We start from the raw sequence: 16,915 nt of genomic DNA on the forward strand, positions 1-16,915 counted from the left end.
TTTTTCCCTAGTCCATCCCTGGTGGCTGTCCGATACTGGGCAGTAATAAGAACCACTATAAAACCGGGGACTCGCATGAAACTGACTTTATTTGCCGCCGTCGCCATGGCGCTGTGCCAGGCGCAGGCCGCCGAGCCGTTTGATGCCGCCAGCCTGGCCGCGGCGGGCGACTTGCCCACCGTCATCATCACGGCCAGCATGCCGCTGCCCAGCGTGGCGCAGGCGCGCGATGCCATCGCCGCGCCCGTGCAGACGGCCAGCGCGCAGCAGATTGCCCGCAGTGGCGCGCTGGACCTGTCGGCCTTTCTGCGCCGCAACCTGGGCAGCGTGGTTGTCAACGAGGTGCAAAACAACCCGTTCCAGCCCGACGTCAGCTATCGCGGCTACACGGCCTCGCCGCTGCTGGGCACGCCGCAGGGCCTGTCCGTCTACCTGGATGGCATGCGGCTGAACCAGCCGTTTGGCGATGTCGTCAGCTGGGACTTGATACCACGCATGGCAATCGACTCGCTGACCCTGATGCCCGGTTCGAACCCCCTGTTTGGCTTGAATACCCTGGGCGGCGCGCTGGCCATCCAGACCAAGGATGGCCGCAGCCACGCCGGTAGCGCCATCGAGGCGCGCCTGGGCTCGGATAAGCGGCGCGCCGTGGAGTTCGAGCATGGCGGCAGCAATGCGCAGGGCTGGCACTGGTATGTGACGGGCAACCGCTTCAAGGAAGATGGCTGGCGCGACGATTCGCCATCCGACGTGCGCCAGCTATTTGGCAAGCTGGGCTGGAACGATGCACGCACCGATATCGCCGCCACCTTGGCGCATGCGGACAATGCGCTGACGGGCAACGGCTTGCAGGAGCAGCGCATGCTGGCGCGCGACTACCGCAGCGTCTACACCAAGCCCGACTTGACGCAGAACAAGGCAACCCTGCTGAACCTGACGGCCAAACACCAGGCTAGCGAAGCTTTGCTGTTGTCGGGCAATGTGTACTACCGCAAGATCAACACGCACACGTTTAACGGCGACTTGAACGACGCGTCGCTCGACCAGTCCATTTACCAGCCTGGCGCGGCCGAGCGGGCGGCGCTGGCGGCGGCCGGCTACACGGGGTATCCCGCCAGCGGGGCGAATGCGGCCAATACGCCATTTCCCAAGTGGCGCTGCATCGGCAATGTGTTGTTGAAAGACGAGCCGGCCGAAAAGTGCAACGGCATGCTCAACCGCAGCCATACCGAGCAGGAAAACTACGGCTTTTCCGGCCAGTTCACCTTGCAAAGTGAGGTGGCGGGCCAGCGCCATGCCGTCACGGCCGGCGCCGCTTATGACACCAGCCATGCCACGTTCCGCCAGACCAGCCAGTTCGGCTATCTGAACCCGGACCGCAGCATCACGCCCGTCGATTTCTTTGCCGACGGCACGCAAATCAATGACGACGGCACGCCGGTCGACAACCGCGTCGACTTGAGCGGTCGCATGCGCACCTGGAGCGTGTATGCCAGCGACAGCATTGCGCTCAATCAAGCTTTAACCTTGACCGTCTCGGGCCGCTACAACCGCAGCACGGTGCGCAACCGCGACGCCATCACGCCGGGCGGCGGCAGCGGTTCGCTCGATGGCGACCACCGCTTCAGCCGCTTCAACCCTGCCATCGGCCTGGCCTACGCGCCAGCGGCGGGCGTGGGTGCCTACTTGGGCTACAACGAAGGCAGCCGCACGCCGACAGCCATCGAGCTGGGCTGCGCCGACCCGGAAAACCCGTGCCGCCTGCCCAACGCCATGGCTGGCGATCCGCCCCTGAAACAGGTGGTGACCAAGACGTGGGAAGCGGGACTGCGCGGCAAGCTGGGCAGCATTACCAGCTGGAGCGCGGGTGTGTTCCGCGCGGAAAACCATGACGATATCCTGTTCGTGGCCGACAACCAGGCAGGTTTTGGCTACTTTAAAAACTTTGGCAAGACGCGCCACCAGGGCGTCGAGCTGGCGGCCGATGGCAAGGCGGGCGCGCTGGACTTCGGCGTGAACTACACCTGGCTGCAAGCAACTTACCAGAGCCGCGAAATCGTCAACGGCAGTGCCAACAGCAGCAGCGATGCGGATGCGCCCGGCCTGGAAGGCAATATCGTCATCACACCCGGCAAGCGCATTCCCCTGACGCCCAGCCATATCCTGAAGGCGCATGTGGATTATCAGGGCGGACGCGACTGGACGCTGGGGCTGGCCATGACGGCCGTGTCGAGTGCGTATGCGCGCGGCAATGAAAACAACTTGCACCAACCGGGTGGCCTAGCCTATCTGGGGTCGGGCAAGAGCGCCGGTTACGCCGTCTTCGACTTGACGGGGAAATATCAGCTGACGCCGAAGCTGAGCGTGTTTGCCCAGGTCAGCAACCTGTTCGACCGTCAATATGCGACGGCCGCACAGCTGGGCGCGACAGGTTTTGATGCCAACGGCAACTTTGCCGCCCGTCCGCTGCCCGCCGTGGGCGGCGAGTATCCGATGGTCAACGCGACTTTTTATGCGGCCGGCGCGCCGCGCGCGATTAATGTGGGCCTGCGTTACGCGTTTTGATGCATCAAAGCTGGCGCGGCTCGATGATGCCATTGCGCAGCGCCAGGTGCACCAGGGCGGCGGGGCCGGGCACGTCGAGTTTTTCCTTGATGCACGTCTGGTTGTTGGCCACGGTCTTGCTGCTCAGGTGCAACAAACGGGCGCAGTCGGCGGCGCTGTGGCCTTCGGCCAGCAGGCGGAAGATCTCGAATTCGCGCTGGCTCAGGCTGCTCAAACGCTGTGCTTCCGCGCTGGCCGTGCCCTGCTGCACGCCAGGTGCGCTGTGCGGGTCCAGGTAGCGCCGGCCCGCGTGGGCGGCGCGCACGGCTACGACCAGGTGTTCCGGATCGGCCTGCTTGCTGACGAAGCCGCAGGCGCCGCCATCGAACGCGCGCGCGATCAGCTGAGGCGTGTCGTGCATGGTAAACACCAGTACGCGCGCATGGGCATCGCGGGCGATCAGCTTGCGCAGCAATTCCAGGCCGCCGATGCCGGGCATGGACAAATCGGTCACGCAGACGTCGGGCGCGTGTTGCAGATGCAAGGCATACGCCGCTTCGCCATTGCCGGCCTCGGCCACGACGGCGATATCGCCCCCCTGTTCGAGCAGGCGGCGGTAGCCGGAACGCACCACCGGGTGGTCGTCCACCAGCATCACGCGGAGCGGGGCCATGCCTGAGTGCGTGGCCGGGTCCAGGTTCAGGTTCAGATTCATACTGCGCACCGTGGCGCGCTGGCCGCCAACGGCATCGCCACTTCGATGCGCAAGCCACGGCCCAGCGCGCTGATCCAGTGGATATGCCCGCGCAGGCCGGCCACGCGCTCGCGCATGCCCAGCATGCCGAAGCCACCTTGTTGCGTATTGTCCTGGCGCAAACCGTGGCCATCATCTTCGATGGCCAGGTGCAAGGTGCCGTGCGCATCGGCGCGCAGCTCGACCGTGGCGCGCCCGGCCTGTGCGTGGCGCGCTATATTCGTCAAGCCTTCCTGCACCAGCCGGTAGATGGCGATGGCGGTGCTGTCGTCGAGGTCCGGGGGAATCGCATGCGGGGCGAACTGGCAAGCGATGCCGTGCTGCTGCACCCAGCTGTCGCATAGGGCCTGCAGGGCTGGCTCCAGGCCCAGGCTGTCGAGCGCGGGCGGGCGTAGCCGGCGCAGCATGCTGCGCACCATCGCGTGCAGCGCTTCCGAGGCGCCGGCGATGCTGGCGGCGCACGCGTGCACGTTGGCCTGGTCGCCATCGCGCGCGCGCAGGATGTAGCTGGCGGCGGCGCGGATGGCCGTGCAGTTTTGCCCCACTTCATCGTGCAGTTCGCGCGCCAGCGCGCAGCGCTCATCTTCCTGCGCGCGCAGCAGGCGCTGCGTCAGGGCGCGGTTTTGCGCCAGCAGGGCGGCCACCTGGCGCCCGCGCCGCAAGGCAAAGCCGGCCAGCCCCAAGGCCAGTAGTAGCAAGCTCAGCGCCAACTCGTCGAGTTGCCAGTGTTCCTGTCCCAGCAGCACGCGCCCCAGGCGTTCGGACAAGTCCAGCCGGGCCGCCAGCAGGAAGAAAGCCAGCGAAGCCAGCGCCAGCGCGCAGCAGAGGAAGGCGCGCCAGCCCGGCCGGGTGCCTGCGTGGTCGTTGCCGCCAAGTTGGTAGTGTTCCATGATGCACGCTCCCTGAGCACTGTCGATGCTTTGCATTGTGCAATCTTCATGCCATCGGCAGGCGGGGCCGGCACGCGCGCGCGCGCTGGGGATGGCGCTGGCGAGTGTTCCAGGATGGAACAGGTGTACCGCGATGTGACGGTGGCGGCAGGCGCGATTTTCGAGCTTAGCCGAAGTTGCGCGGCGGCGCCGCTGCGCTCGTCTGGCGGCTGGAAAATTGTTGTGTAAATGTAACGTTGAGATTTGTCAATTTTTCATAGCTAAAACAAAACAAAGTTTCGGGAAGTTAGATAAAAAATAAATAAATAATATTAAAAATATGATATTTGTTTTATGCAATTTGCTATATTCATTGACACTTTTGTGAAAAAGCTGAAAGCGGGCGTCAGACCCGCCGACCTATCTATCCACAACAACCAAGGGAATAGAATGAATCGTTTATCGCAAGCCGCGCGGGTATCACCCGCCGTCATCAATCTGCCCGCTACCCGCGGTCGCAAAACCATATTTTCCACTCTCGCCACTCTCGCCTTGCTGGCCTCGGCACCGGCCATGGCGGATGTCCTCAGCTTCGATGGCTTGCTGCCTGATATTTATGAAAGCGGCCAGACGCTCAACACATCGAGCTACAACTTGCTGTTCCTCGCCGATCCGACCACCGCCGCCGGCGGCGGCATCAGCGGCGTGGGCGCCATCCTCGATGGCCGCGTGACGTCCTCGTGCGATATCGCCGCCTGCCCGCAGGGCGCCAGCGGCAACTACCTGGCCATCCTGAATGACGGCGGCGTGAATTTTTCACGCGCCGACCATCAGGCATTCACGCTGGCCGGTTTCGACTACTCCTTCATCGCTCCCGTGTCCGGCTTGCCGAACATGGATTGGGGCCAGCTGCAGCTGAGCGGCACATTGAGCAATGGCCAGGTGGTCAGCACCGCGCTGGCGTTTCCTGGCCAGGGCAGCGATGGCAATTACCATTTCCAGAGCGCGTCCCTGCTGAGCGGTTTCAGCAACTATACCTTCACGGGCCTGACCTTCAATGCCTGCATTTTCAACGAGGGCGGCATGTGCAGCAATTCCCTCGATTTTCCCGCCTTTAACCAGGGCCAGTTCGCGCTCGACAACATCAATGTCAGCGCCGTGCCGGAACCGTCGACGTATCTGATGCTGCTGGCCGGCCTCGGTGCCATCGGCATGCTGTCGCGCCGCCGCGCTGGCAAGGTCGTCACCACCGCTACGGTGCAAGGAGCATGAGCATGAAACTTCGTCCCGTCTCGCTTGCCATCCTCCTGCTGGCCGCCAGCCTTGCCCAGTCGGCGCAGGCGCAAGAACGCCGTTCCTACATCGTGCAGCTGGTCGACAAGCCCGCCGCCACCTACACGGGCCAGGTCGATGGCTTGGCCGCCACCAAACCGGCGCCGGGCGCGCGCATCAATGTGAGCGCCGCCGACGTGCAGGCGTATCTGAGTTACCTCGACACCAAACAGGCCGCCGTGGCCGAAACCGTCAGCGCAGCCGAAATCACGCACCAGTACAGCGTCGTATTCAACGGTTTTTCCGCCTTGCTGACCGACGATGAAGTGCGCGCTCTGAAAAAAAACAGCGCCGTGGCCAGCATCAGCGCCGACTCCATCTTGCAACTCGATACCAGCTACACACCGAGTTTCCTGGGCCTGGACAAGCCGGGCGGCATCTGGGAACAGCTGGGCGGCAAGGCGCATGCGGGTGAAGATATCATCATCGGCATCGTCGACAGCGGCATCTGGCCCGAGAACGCGGCCTTTGCCGACCGCCTCGACGACAATGGCGTGCCTAGCCACAGCGGCAACAACGTCGTGTATGGCGCGCCACCGGCGAACTGGCAGGGCAGTTGCCAGACGGGGGAAGGTTTTTCCGCCGACAATTGCAACAACAAGCTGATCGGCGCACGCTATTACCGGGGATCGAGCGCGGCCCTGCACTGGACCGAATTCCGTTCGCCGCGCGATTCCGTGGCCGGCCTGACTGGGCACGGCGGACACGGCACGCATACGGCGTCCACCGCCGGCGGCAACAATGGCACCGTGGCCAGCTCGGGCGGCGCCTCGCTGGGCAAGGTCTCCGGCATGGCGCCACGCGCCCGCATCGCCGCCTATAAAGTGTGCTGGACGGCCGCCTCGACGGGAAACAATGGCTGCGCCACGGCCGACAGTGTCGCCGCGATCGACCAGGCTGTGAAGGATGGCGTCAACGTCATCAACTTCTCCATCGGCCCGAATGCGGGCGGCGGCGCCTTCGATGAACCGACCGAAGTGGCCTTCCTGGGCGCGGCGGCAGCTGGCGTGTTTGTCGCCACCTCGGGCGGCAACTCCGGTCCCGCCACGCCGTCGCCCGATGTGCCGGCACCCGTGTCGCACATCAGCCCATGGCTGGCGACGGTGGCCAATTCGACCCACAACCGCCTGTACGCGGGCAATGCCATCCTCAGCAACGGAACGAAGCTGGAAGGCGCATCGAGCAATGCGAATACGCCGGCGTTGCCGCTGGTCCGCGCGCGCGACGCGGGCCGGGCGGGCGTGTCGCCGACGGACGTCAACCTGCTGCGCTGCTATGGCGCGGCCGATGGCGCGCCTGCCTATCTGGACCCGGCGAAAGTGGCGGGCAAGGTGCTGGTGTGCGACCGTGGCGGCAACGTGCTGGTCAACAAGAGCGGCAACGCGAAGACGGCCGGTGCCGGCGGCATGATCATCGCTAACGTGGCCGGTGGCGCCAACACCATCATCAACCAGGCGCACTTGCTGTCGACCGTGCACTTGGCGCTGGCGCAAGGCGACGCGCTGAAAGCCTTCATGCTGGCCACGCCGGACGGCACGGCGGCCTTGGGCGATGTGCATGCCATCGCCGACAACAGCGTGCAGGCGCCTATCGTCAGCGACCGCTCCTCGCGCGGGCCGAACGTGGCCAACGCGAACATCCTGAAACCCGATCTGTCGGCGCCCGGCACGAACATCCTCGCCGGCGTGACGGCCGACCTGACGCAGGCGCAGCGCAACGCGGTGGCCGCCGGCGGCGCGGCGCCATCGGCCGACTGGGATTTCTATTCCGGCACCTCGATGGCCAGCCCGCACGTGGCCGGCGTGGCGGCGCTGCTCAAGCAGCAGCATCCGGACTGGTCGCCTGCGGCCATCAAGTCTGCGCTGATGACGACGGCGTTCAGCACCTATTCGGACGGCTTGAACGGTTCCGTGTCGTGGGATGCCACGGCGAAGAACTCGGGCCAGCTGCCATGGGCGCAGGGTGCGGGCCATATCGCGCCGACCAGCGCCGCCGATCCCGGCCTCGTGTATGACGTGTCGGAAATCGACTATGCACGCTTCCTGTGCGGCCTGAACCTCAAGGTCTACAGCGCCGCCACCTGCCAGGCCATCGGCACCATCGCCGCCTATAACCTGAACCTGGCATCGCTGACGGCGGCCAATGTGCTGGGCACGCAAACGCTGACGCGCACGGTGACGAATGTGGGCAGCAGCGGCGCCGTCTACACGGCCTCGGCCAGCCTGCCTGGCTACACGGTGGCGGTGACCCCGGCCAGCCTGAACCTGGCGCCCGGCGCCAAGGCCCAGTTTCAGGTCAAGCTGACGCGCACCACGGCGCCGGCCAACACCTGGGTGTATGGCGCCCTCGCCTGGACGGATGGCACGCACACGGTGCGCAGCCCGCTGACGGCGCGCGCCACGGTACTGGCTGTCTCGCCGCTGGTCAGCAGCGAAGCGGCCACGGGCAGCAAGGTGCTGACCCTGGGCACGGGCTTCACGGGATCGCTGGTCGGCGTCAAGTCGGGCCTGATCGAAGCCGTGCGCGAAACGCGTACGATCGGCCAGGCCAACAACAACACGGCATCGGCCGTCTGCAAGGCCGGTGGCGGCACGGGCGTCAATGCGCACAATGTGGTGATCCCGGCGGGCACGCTGGCAGCGCGCTTCGCCACCTACGACGCGGAAACGACGGGCGGTGAAAATACCGACCTGGACATGGAGGTCTACAACGCCGCCGGCGTGCTGGTCGGTAGCAGCGGCAATCAAAGTTCCAATGAGCAAGTCGAACTGCGCTTGCCCGCCGCCGGCACCTACAAGGTGTGCCTGATCGGCTACGCGCCGCAAAACGGCCAGGCCAACTACACCCTGTCGTCGTGGGTGCTGGCGCCTGGCTTGAACAACGGCAGCTTCAAGGCGCTGATGCCGGGCACGGCCTTTATTGGCGGCACTGCTTCCGTGTCCCTGGGCTGGTCCAACCTGGCTGAAGGCAAGCGCCACCTGGGCGCCGTCGGCTATCAGGTCGCCGGCGTGGTGCAGGGCGTGACGGTAGTCGAGGTCAATACCGATGATCCCGTGCCGCTGTTCCAGAACGCGCGCGGCGACAAGCAGGTGCTGGCGAACTAAACCGTTTCTTGTTTGAGCGCAAGGCGTGCCTCCAGGCACGCCTTTTTTATTCCGGTGCAGGCCGGCTCTATGGCCGCGCCCAGCTGGGCGGCCGCTTTTCCAGGAAGGCGCTCACGCCTTCATCTGCATCTTCTTCCATCATGTTGCGCGCCATCACGTCGCCCGCGTAGGCATACGCGTCGCCCAGCGGCATCTGTTGCTGCTGGTAAAACATCTGCTTGCCGTAGCGAATCGCCGTGGGGCTTTTCGCCATGATCTGCTGCGCCAGTCCCGCCACGGCCGCGTCGAGCGCATCGTCGGCCACCGCTTCGTTGACCAGGCCCCAGTCGGCGGCCGTGTCGGCGTCGATGAAGCGGCCCGTCACCAGCATGTCGAAGGCCCGCTTGGACGAGACATTGCGCGACAGGGCGACGCAGGGCGTGGCGCAGAACAGGCCCACATTGATGCCGGAGACGGCAAAGCGGGCGGACGTGCCCGCCACGGCCAGGTCGCAGCTGGCCACTAACTGGCAGCCGGCCGCCGTGGCGATGCCGTGCACGCGGGCAATCACGGGCACTGGCAGCGCCTGGATGGCTTGCATCACGCGCGAACATTGGGCAAACAGGGTTTGATAATAATCAAGCTGGCGCGTGGCCTGCATCTGGCGCAGGTCGTGGCCCGCGCAAAAGGCCTTGCCCTCCGCCGCCAGCACCACGCAGCGCACGTGGGGCTGCTGCGCGATGGTGTCCAGCTCCTCCTGCAGCGCCGCCAGCATGGCTTCGGACAGGGCATTGAATTGCAGGGGGCGGTTCAGGCGCAGGGTGACGAGGCCAGCCTCATCCTCGCGCAGCACGAGCGGCGCGGCGGTGTCTAGTGCAACAGTCATGCGGTCTCCAGTGGCCTGATGGCCTTATTGTAGGAAAATCTTACTTGGCGGCGTTGACGCTGCCGATGCCGGCGATCGACTTGTGCACGATCTTCGGCTTGCCGTAATAGGTCAGTTCGCCCATGCCACGCACCACGGCGTTCAGTTCGCCCGAAGAATATACCTTGACCGAGCCGATGCCGTCGAAATTGACGTCGACGTTTTTCGCCAGCAAGGCTTTCGTATCGACTTCGCCCACGCCTTGCGCCTTCAGGCGCAGCCAGTCCACATTGCCATCGGCGGCCAAGCGGCCCGCGCCCTTGTAGCTGATGTCCACCCGTGGGCCATTGAGCTTGGTCAATATCTTTTCGCCCGCGCCTTCGGCGATCAGCTTGCGCAAGGTGGGCATGGTGATGATGACCCTGGGATCGCCCTCGGTTTTCTTGCTGTTCGTGTCCTTCATCGAGATTTTCAGCTCGCCATTGACCACTTCCGTGATCACGCCGCTGAGAAACTTCTGGTCGCCACGCAGCAGCAGGCTGTGTTCCTTGCCCGATTCGACCTCGATGCTGATGGGGCCGCGGATATCGATGGCATTGAAGGCGCCCAGCGTGCGGGCCTGCTCGTCGGCATGCGCAAGGGGAGCGACGGAAGCGAGGGACAGGGCGGACAACAGGAACAGGTGGCGCATGGCGGTTTCCTTGAGTAGTTGATCCGTGTATTCTAGGGTGGAAGCTCTCGAAAAAGGGAGAAAGTTGCGATGCACTGCACAAATCGCAGCGCGCAAAGTGCACGCCGTGGCCGGCCAGCCGCGCGCCCGGCACGGCGCCATTGGTCTATGCTATGGCCTGCAAAGTCCGAGGAGAGCAGATGAAAAATTACCACAAAGTAGATTATCCCGTCGCAGATATCCGCCGCTTCCTCGAACCGGGGCCGGTCGTGCTGGTCAGTTCCACGTGGAAGGGCGAGAGCGACATCATGACCATGGGCTGGCACATGCTGATGGAATTTACGCCATCGCTGCTGGGCTGCTTCATTTCCGACGCGAACCACAGCTATGAAATGATCAAGCGCAGCATGGAGTGCGTGATCAACCTGCCGACGGCCGACATGGTCGACCAGGTGGTGGCCATCGGCAATTGCAGCGGTGAAGACACGGACAAGTTTGCCGCATTTGGCTTGACGGCGCAGCCGGCCGAACAGGTAGGCGCGCCCCTGATTGTGGAATGCTATGCCAACTTCGAGTGCAAGCTGGCACAGGTGGCGGGCAACCCGAAAGGGGGATTTTTCATCTTCGAGTGCGTGAAGGCCCACGTGGCCACCTCGCCCAAGCTGCCCGAAACCCTGCACTACCGTGGCAACGGCGAGTTCATGGTGTCGGGCAGGACCATCAGCCGCAAGAGCCTGATGACGCCGGAAATCAGCTAAAACGCGCGTTAGATCACGCCCTGCGCCAGCATGGCGTCGGCCACTTTCACAAAGCCGGCGATATTGGCGCCATCGACGTAGCTGACCGTGCCATCGGCGCGCGTACCGTATTGTTTGCACGCGGCGTGGATGCCTTGCATGATCTGCAGCAAACGTGCGTCGACTTCTTCGCGCGGCCACGACATGCGCGCCGCGTTCTGGCTCATTTCCAGGCCTGACGTGGCCACGCCGCCCGCATTGCTGGCCTTGCCTGGCGCATACAGCACGCCAGCCGCTTCAAAGGCCTTTGCCGCCTCGATGGTGGTGGGCATGTTGGCCCCTTCGGCCACGCACTGCACGCCATTGGCGATCAGGGTGCGCGCGTCTTCAATGTTCAGCTCATTTTGCGTGGCGCACGGCAGGGCGATATCGACCGGCACATGCCATGGCGATACGCCCGCCTCGAAGCGCACGCCCGTACGCTCGGCGTAGTCGCTGACGCGGCCGTACAGATGATTCTTGACCTCCATCAATATGGCCAGCTTTTCCGGCGTAAAACCGTCTTCGTCGATGACTGTGCCGCTGGAGTCCGATACGGTGATGACTTTCGCGCCCATGGCCATGGCTTTTTCCACCGCATATTGCGCCACGTTGCCAGAGCCGGAAACGGAGACGCGCATGCCATCGAACGAGCGGCCGCGCGTTTTCAGCATTTCCTGGGCGAAATATACGGTGCCGTAGCCCGTCGCTTCCGGACGCATCAGGGAACCGCCGAAGCTGGCGCCCTTGCCCGTGAACACGCAGTCGGCGCGGTTGCTGAGCTTTTTCATCATGCCGGCCATATAGCCCACTTCGCGCCCGCCCACGCCGATGTCGCCGGCCGGTACGTCCGTGTCCGAGCCCACATGACGGAAAAGTTCACTCACGAACGCTTGGCAGAAACGCATCACTTCGCCGGGGCTCTTGCCCTTGGGATCGAAGTCCGCTCCACCCTTGCCGCCGCCCATCGGCAAGGTCGTCAGGGCATTCTTGAACGTTTGCTCGAAGGCGAGGAATTTCAGCACCGACAGGGTCACGGACGGGTGGAAGCGGATGCCGCCCTTGTACGGCCCGATGGCCATGCTGTGCTGGATGCGGTAGCCGCGATTGACTTGTACCTGCCCATGGTCATCGACCCACGAGACGCGGAACATCACCACGCGCTCCGGCTCGATCAAGCGTTCCAGCAAGCCTTGTTCCGCATACTTCGGGTGCTGTTCCAGGAACGGCCACAAGCTTTCCATGACTTCGGTGACGGCTTGCAGAAACTCGGGCTGACCTGGATTGCGTGCGTCGACATGCTGGACATACTCGTGAGCAGATGCGTATTTCATCAGAATTCCATGGAGGTGATCGGTTATTTGGGCAACTATCATCGCAGATTTCGCACGAAAATGGTGCGGAAATTTGGTTGTGAGAGGTTTCTGCTACCTTGCTGTGTACTTGTGAAGGGACATTTCGTACCCGGACGGATAGTGGTCTGGTGAAAATGTCGACTGAAAAGTAGGCGTTATGTAGTGACAAGACACTCACGAAATCAGCGTTTTCGCGGTAAGGCCTCTTTGCTCCGGACAGCTTGGAACACAAATGGTTACTCGCCACTATTGGTCTACCGCTCGCCAGAACGCAGTTGTTAAGAATTGTTTATTTCTTAAAATATTGACAGATCTCAATCGCCCCTATAGGTCATCAGGCAAGAATGACTTGCCGTTTGCCAACTTTGAATGGGGGAGTTTTTATCCTCAAGTGTCTTGCCACTAAAAGCGCGCCAATCGTCATCGCCTTGCTCTGCGCGCAAATGCTTTCCGGATGTGTGACAAATGCAGTGCCCGTGGTGGCCTGGGCATCATCCTATGAATGCAGGCCGATGCCAGTCGACGGCTTGCCCATGGCAGGGCAGGGGGCGTATGGATGCCATTTTCAACTGTTCGATACGGAGACGAAAGAAATTCTCGTCAATACACCGTATTCGCTCGACGTCTATGCTCCGGCGAAATCCGCAGCCGCAGAAACAGTATTTCTCACAACACTGAAAGGTGTGACAGATGGGCATGGAAGGTCCGGATTCATACGCGCGCCATTTCCCATCACTCCCGAGCGCATGCGATTTGTCAGGGTGGTGGGAAGTGGGCCATATGGCCGCAGTCCTCGCTTGGTGCGCCCGACGGATGGTTTGGGCGTGGCCGGCGTGAATTATCACGTGAAAGGCTGCGGACACGATCAGAAAAGCATTACCGATGAGCAAGGTCGTGCGCCACTGTTTATCAGTGAATCCGAGTGCAAACTGGAAGGGACTTTTTACACCTGCCGTAATGGCAAGTGCCCTACCAAGTGAAGCTCACCGTCGCCTTGTGTCATGCAGGGTGCCTGGCGAACGCCAGGAACGCCATCAACCGGCCATGCTGCGCAGGATTAGGCCCGTGATGTAGGCGTCGTCAGTACCCAGCGCGTAGCCGAGCACGGATGATGCCGCCGAAATCGATTGGTTTGCGGCATAGACGCCAGACCGGCGTTTACAGATAGCGCGCCAGCAAGGCCTTGTCCAGCGCCCCGTCGAGGGCGATGCGCACGAAGTGGCCGCTGCCGGGCGCCACGGCGATGTCGCTGCCATCGTCGGCCAGCATGCGCTCAACGGTAATGTCGCGGTTGCCGCCCGGGTGGATGACTTCGATGCGGTCGCCCACGGCGAAGCGGTTCTTCACTTCCACCCGTGCCCAGCCATCGGCCACGCCCAGCACGTCGCCCACGTACTGGCTGCGGTGCGCCTCGGACGCGCCGCGCATGTAGTTCTGGTGCGTCTGCGTATGGTGGCGCTGGTAAAAACCGTCCGTGTAGCCGCGGTTGGCCAGGCCCTGCAACTGGCCTAGCAGGCCGATGTCGAAAGGCCGGCCCGCCACGGCGTCATCAATGGCCTGGCGGTAGACTTGCGCCGTGCGCGCCGCGTAGTACAGCGACTTGGTGCGGCCCTCGACCTTCAGCGAATCGACGCCGATTTTTACCAGGCGCTCGATATGCTCGACGGCGCGCAAATCCTTGGAATTCATGATGTAGGTGCCGTGCTCGTCTTCGAGGATGGGCAGCAGCTGGCCCGGACGTTGCGCTTCCTCAATCAGGTAGGGCTGGTCGGCCAGCGGGTGGCGCGGCTGCTGGTGCAGGGCGGAAAACGCATTGTTGTCGGCCTCTGCCAGCGCCTGGCCAAATTGCAGCGGCACCACCTGCATGCCGCCCAGGTCGCCGCTGGCGTCTTCTGCGGCATTTTTCACCTTGTAATCCCAGCGGCAGGAATTGGTGCAGGTGCCCTGGTTCGGATCGCGGTGATTGAAATAGCCCGACAGCAGGCAGCGGCCCGAATAGGCGATGCACAGGGCGCCGTGGACGAATACTTCCAGTTCCATTTCCGGACAGCGCTGGCGGATTTCCTCGATTTCGTCGAGCGACAGCTCGCGCGACAGGATCACGCGCGTCAGGCCCATGCGGTGCCAGAACTTCACGTCAGCCCAGTTGACGGCATTCGCCTGCACGGACAGGTGGACGGGCACGTCCGGCCATTTGTCGCGCACCATCATGATCAGGCCAGGATCGGCCATGATCAGCGCATCGGGACGCATGGCGATCACCGGTTCCATGTCGCGCAGATAGGTTTTCAGCTTGGCGTTGTGGGCGAAGATGTTGCTGGCAACAAAGAACTGCTTGCCGCGCGCATGCGCGCCTTCAATACCGTCCTGCAAGGCTTGCGGGGTCGAAAAGTCGTTATTGCGCACGCGCAAACTGTAGCGCGGCTGGCCCGCGTAGACGGCGTCGGCGCCAAAGTCGAAGGCGGCATGCATCTTGGCAAGCGAGCCGGCAGGCAGGAGGAGTTCGGGAGCGTGGCGCATGGGGAGGGGCAAAGCCGGCGATTGTATGCCGCATGGCGCTGGAAAGCCTTGCCCTGGGTCAAGGGATCAGCAATGCTGGACTGATGACGTCAGACGTACGGCGTGCCCGCCATGGCAGCGTTCAAGCCCGCGTGCCCATGATCGACCAAGGCGAGGAAGAGGGCGGTGGCTTGCTGCGCGTCGCCATGCTGGCGAAACGTGCGGTGCGCTTCGATGAGGGCCACGCTCCAGGTCGCCAGCAGCAGGCTGGCCGCCAAGTGGGCGAGGGGATCGTGCGCGTCGCCTCCCGTGCACGCGCTCAGCGCCTGCGCGAGCTCTTGCGCCAGCTCGTCGCGTATCGCCCTGGCCCGGGCCTTGAGGGTGTCGCTGCCTTCGACGGTGGCGATGAAACCCTGGCCGGCAGCAGAAAACGTGATGTAGGGCGCCTGTTCCGCCACCAGCTGGTGCGCCAGCCGGCGCAAGGTGTCGATGGGGGACACTGCGGGATCGCGCTGGCGCAAGGCGGCGCGCAGCAGTTCGCGCCCTTCTTCCTCTCGGTCGAAGAACATGTCTTCCTTGCGAGGAAAGTGGTTGAACACCGTCATGCGTCCCACGCTGGCGGCCGCGGCGATGTCGTCCACCGTTACCTTATCGAAGCCGCGCACGAAAAACAGGCGCGTGGCGGCATTGGAGATGGCTTGCCGGGTGGCAAGGCGCTTGCGCGAGCGGAGGTCGGTAGGGATAGGCATGTTGCCGCGATCATACACTAATGTGTACTGAGTACAGATATCGCTTGATGGTGCGCGAATGTTGCACATACTATTTATGTACTGAGTACATATTTGGATTGAGTATATGAATGCATCCCTTCCCGTAGCGGCGCCTCCCGTCATGCAGCGCGCACTATTTGTCATTTTTGTAACTGTGGTGCTCGACTCCGTTGGCATCGGCCTGATCTTTCCGATCTTGCCTGCGCTGCTGCAGGACGTCACCCATGCGGCCAACGTGGCGCCGTATATCGGCGTCATGACGGCCCTGTACGCGCTGATGCAGTTCATCTTTGCGCCCGTGCTGGGTTCCTTGAGCGACCGGCTGGGACGGCGTCCCGTGCTGTTGCTGTCGCTGGCCGGCGCGGCCATCAATTACCTGTTCCTCGCCTTCGCGCCCAGCCTGTGGATGCTGCTGCTGGGGCGTGCCATCGCCGGACTGACGAGTGCCAACGTCTCGGTGGCCACCGCCTATATCACCGACATTTCCCCCGAGAACCTGCGCGCGCGCCGTTTCGGGCTGTTGAATGCCATGTTCGGCATGGGTTTTATCATCGGTCCCGTGCTCGGCGGCGCCCTGGGCGATTACGGCTTGCGCCTGCCGTTCATGGCGGCGGCCGTATTAAATACCTGCAATCTGCTGCTGGCGCTGTTCACCTTGCCCGAATCACGCCCCTCCATGCGCACGCCCAGGCGCGGGAAAATCGACCTGGCGGCGCTCAATCCCCTGCGCCCGCTGCGCTGGATTTTCTCCGAGAAGCGCTTGTTGCCGATTACCATCATTTTCTTTACCTTCAGTGCCGCCGGCGAAGTGTATGGCGTCTGCTGGGCACTGTGGGGGCACGATGCGTTTGAATGGAATGGCTTGTGGATCGGTCTGTCGCTGGGCGCCTTTGGCGTGTGCCAGGCGCTGGCCCAGGCCTTTTTGCCCGGCCCCGCCGTCAAGTTGCTGGGTGAACGCGCCACCATCCTGGCGGGCGTCGCCTGCGCCTGCCTTGCCTTGAGCGTGATGGCGTTTGCCACGCAGAGCTGGATGATCTTTGCCGTCATGCCCGTGTTCGCCCTGGGTGGCATCGGCGCGCCGGCCCTGCAATCGCTGGCGACGCGGCAAGTCGACGACAGCCGGCAGGGCCAGTTCCAGGGCGTGCTGGCCTCGGCCGTGAGCCTGGCTTCCGTGCTCTGCCCGCTGGTGTTTTCCAGTATTTATTTTGGCGTCAGAGCGCACTGGCCCGGTGCCATCTGGCTGTCGGTCATCGTCGTGTACGCGGCCCTGGTGCCGCTCGTGCTGGGATTGCGCCTGAAGCAGCCAGCAGCGGCGCCGGCAATGTAGGGCGCCGTTCTGTATCAAAAAAACGCCAGTCCGAAGGCTGGCGCTTCCAGGCCTTCCGTAGGCATGTCCTT

General features: G+C 63.3%; 13 protein-coding genes. 6 read left to right on the forward strand and 7 right to left on the reverse strand.

The window, feature by feature from the left end; translation table 11 throughout:
* Positions 1-75: 75 nt before the first annotated feature.
* Positions 76-2,565: a TonB-dependent receptor gene (locus ACQ4W6_RS01535; protein ID WP_436565415.1), complete on the forward strand. Its 2,490-nt coding sequence runs from the start codon at positions 76-78 to the stop codon at positions 2,563-2,565.
* Between the two features lie 4 nt (positions 2,566-2,569).
* On the opposite strand, the gene ACQ4W6_RS01540 is transcribed toward ACQ4W6_RS01535, so the two are convergent.
* Both ACQ4W6_RS01540 and ACQ4W6_RS01545 read right to left on the reverse strand, forming a co-directional pair.
* Positions 2,570-3,259: a response regulator gene (locus ACQ4W6_RS01540; RefSeq protein ID WP_436565416.1), complete on the reverse strand. Its 690-nt coding sequence runs from the start codon at positions 3,257-3,259 to the stop codon at positions 2,570-2,572.
* Positions 3,256-4,188: a histidine kinase gene (locus tag ACQ4W6_RS01545; RefSeq protein ID WP_436565417.1), complete on the reverse strand. Its 933-nt coding sequence runs from the start codon at positions 4,186-4,188 to the stop codon at positions 3,256-3,258. Before ACQ4W6_RS01545 ends, ACQ4W6_RS01540 begins: the two co-directional genes overlap by 4 nt.
* A gap of 429 nt (positions 4,189-4,617) precedes the next feature.
* Here ACQ4W6_RS01545 and ACQ4W6_RS01550 point away from each other — a divergent pair, with 429 nt between their 5' ends.
* Positions 4,618-5,439, forward strand: coding sequence for an NF038120 family PEP-CTERM protein (locus ACQ4W6_RS01550; protein WP_436565418.1), 822 nt, complete (start codon positions 4,618-4,620; stop codon positions 5,437-5,439).
* A gap of 2 nt (positions 5,440-5,441) precedes the next feature.
* Positions 5,442-8,603, forward strand: coding sequence for a S8 family serine peptidase (locus ACQ4W6_RS01555; protein WP_436565419.1), 3,162 nt, complete (start codon positions 5,442-5,444; stop codon positions 8,601-8,603).
* A 67-nt stretch (positions 8,604-8,670) separates the two neighbouring features.
* On the opposite strand, the gene ACQ4W6_RS01560 is transcribed toward ACQ4W6_RS01555, so the two are convergent.
* Both ACQ4W6_RS01560 and ACQ4W6_RS01565 read right to left on the reverse strand, forming a co-directional pair.
* Positions 8,671-9,468, reverse strand: coding sequence for an enoyl-CoA hydratase (locus ACQ4W6_RS01560; protein WP_436565420.1), 798 nt, complete (start codon positions 9,466-9,468; stop codon positions 8,671-8,673).
* Positions 9,469-9,508: 40 nt separating this feature from the next.
* Positions 9,509-10,138, reverse strand: coding sequence for a GIN domain-containing protein (locus ACQ4W6_RS01565; protein WP_436565421.1), 630 nt, complete (start codon positions 10,136-10,138; stop codon positions 9,509-9,511).
* A 179-nt stretch (positions 10,139-10,317) separates the two neighbouring features.
* Between ACQ4W6_RS01565 and ACQ4W6_RS01570 the strand changes: the two genes are divergently transcribed.
* Positions 10,318-10,875: a flavin reductase family protein gene (locus ACQ4W6_RS01570; RefSeq protein ID WP_436565422.1), complete on the forward strand. Its 558-nt coding sequence runs from the start codon at positions 10,318-10,320 to the stop codon at positions 10,873-10,875.
* Between the two features lie 8 nt (positions 10,876-10,883).
* Here the strand turns inward: ACQ4W6_RS01570 and gdhA are convergent, their stop codons facing one another.
* A complete protein-coding gene (gene gdhA / locus ACQ4W6_RS01575) occupies positions 10,884-12,227 on the reverse strand; it encodes an NADP-specific glutamate dehydrogenase (RefSeq protein WP_436565423.1) in 1,344 nt (447 codons plus the stop codon).
* Positions 12,228-12,604: 377 nt separating this feature from the next.
* Here gdhA and ACQ4W6_RS01580 point away from each other — a divergent pair, with 377 nt between their 5' ends.
* Positions 12,605-13,228: a hypothetical protein gene (locus ACQ4W6_RS01580; protein WP_436565424.1), complete on the forward strand. Its 624-nt coding sequence runs from the start codon at positions 12,605-12,607 to the stop codon at positions 13,226-13,228.
* Between the two features lie 178 nt (positions 13,229-13,406).
* On the opposite strand, the gene trhP is transcribed toward ACQ4W6_RS01580, so the two are convergent.
* Together trhP and ACQ4W6_RS01590 are read right to left on the reverse strand one after the other, a co-directional pair.
* Complete coding sequence (gene trhP, locus ACQ4W6_RS01585) at positions 13,407-14,768, reverse strand: prephenate-dependent tRNA uridine(34) hydroxylase TrhP (protein ID WP_436565425.1); 1,362 nt, start codon at positions 14,766-14,768, stop codon at positions 13,407-13,409.
* 89 nt (positions 14,769-14,857) lie between these two features.
* Entirely contained in the window at positions 14,858-15,496 is a 639-nt protein-coding gene (locus ACQ4W6_RS01590; protein WP_436565426.1) for a TetR/AcrR family transcriptional regulator, read from the reverse strand.
* A 106-nt stretch (positions 15,497-15,602) separates the two neighbouring features.
* On the opposite strand from ACQ4W6_RS01590, the gene ACQ4W6_RS01595 reads away from it, so the two are divergent.
* The gene (locus tag ACQ4W6_RS01595) at positions 15,603-16,844 is read left to right on the forward strand and encodes a TCR/Tet family MFS transporter (RefSeq protein WP_436565427.1); all 1,242 of its coding nucleotides are present in this window, start codon (positions 15,603-15,605) and stop codon (positions 16,842-16,844) included.
* The last annotated feature ends 71 nt before the right edge of the window (positions 16,845-16,915 follow it).

Origin of the sequence: Janthinobacterium woesei (assembly GCF_051380875.1) — a bacterium.
Classification (GTDB): domain Bacteria; phylum Pseudomonadota; class Gammaproteobacteria; order Burkholderiales; family Burkholderiaceae_D; genus Janthinobacterium.

Excerpts from the sequence above, each read along its gene's own strand:
- trhP (WP_436565425.1), bottom strand. The coding sequence starts at position 14,768 with ATGCGCCACGCTCCCGAACTCCTCCTGCCTGCCGGCTCGCTTGCCAAG.
- ACQ4W6_RS01560 (WP_436565420.1), bottom strand. The coding sequence starts at position 9,468 with ATGACTGTTGCACTAGACACCGCCGCGCCGCTCGTGCTGCGCGAGGAT.
- ACQ4W6_RS01590 (WP_436565426.1), bottom strand. The coding sequence starts at position 15,496 with ATGCCTATCCCTACCGACCTCCGCTCGCGCAAGCGCCTTGCCACCCGG.
- ACQ4W6_RS01550 (WP_436565418.1), top strand. The coding sequence starts at position 4,618 with ATGAATCGTTTATCGCAAGCCGCGCGGGTATCACCCGCCGTCATCAAT.
- ACQ4W6_RS01595 (WP_436565427.1), top strand. The coding sequence starts at position 15,603 with ATGAATGCATCCCTTCCCGTAGCGGCGCCTCCCGTCATGCAGCGCGCA.
- ACQ4W6_RS01540 (WP_436565416.1), bottom strand. The coding sequence starts at position 3,259 with ATGAATCTGAACCTGAACCTGGACCCGGCCACGCACTCAGGCATGGCC.
- ACQ4W6_RS01545 (WP_436565417.1), bottom strand. The coding sequence starts at position 4,188 with ATGGAACACTACCAACTTGGCGGCAACGACCACGCAGGCACCCGGCCG.
- ACQ4W6_RS01555 (WP_436565419.1), top strand. The coding sequence starts at position 5,442 with ATGAAACTTCGTCCCGTCTCGCTTGCCATCCTCCTGCTGGCCGCCAGC.
- ACQ4W6_RS01570 (WP_436565422.1), top strand. The coding sequence starts at position 10,318 with ATGAAAAATTACCACAAAGTAGATTATCCCGTCGCAGATATCCGCCGC.
- ACQ4W6_RS01535 (WP_436565415.1), top strand. The coding sequence starts at position 76 with ATGAAACTGACTTTATTTGCCGCCGTCGCCATGGCGCTGTGCCAGGCG.
- gdhA (WP_436565423.1), bottom strand. The coding sequence starts at position 12,227 with ATGAAATACGCATCTGCTCACGAGTATGTCCAGCATGTCGACGCACGC.
- ACQ4W6_RS01565 (WP_436565421.1), bottom strand. The coding sequence starts at position 10,138 with ATGCGCCACCTGTTCCTGTTGTCCGCCCTGTCCCTCGCTTCCGTCGCT.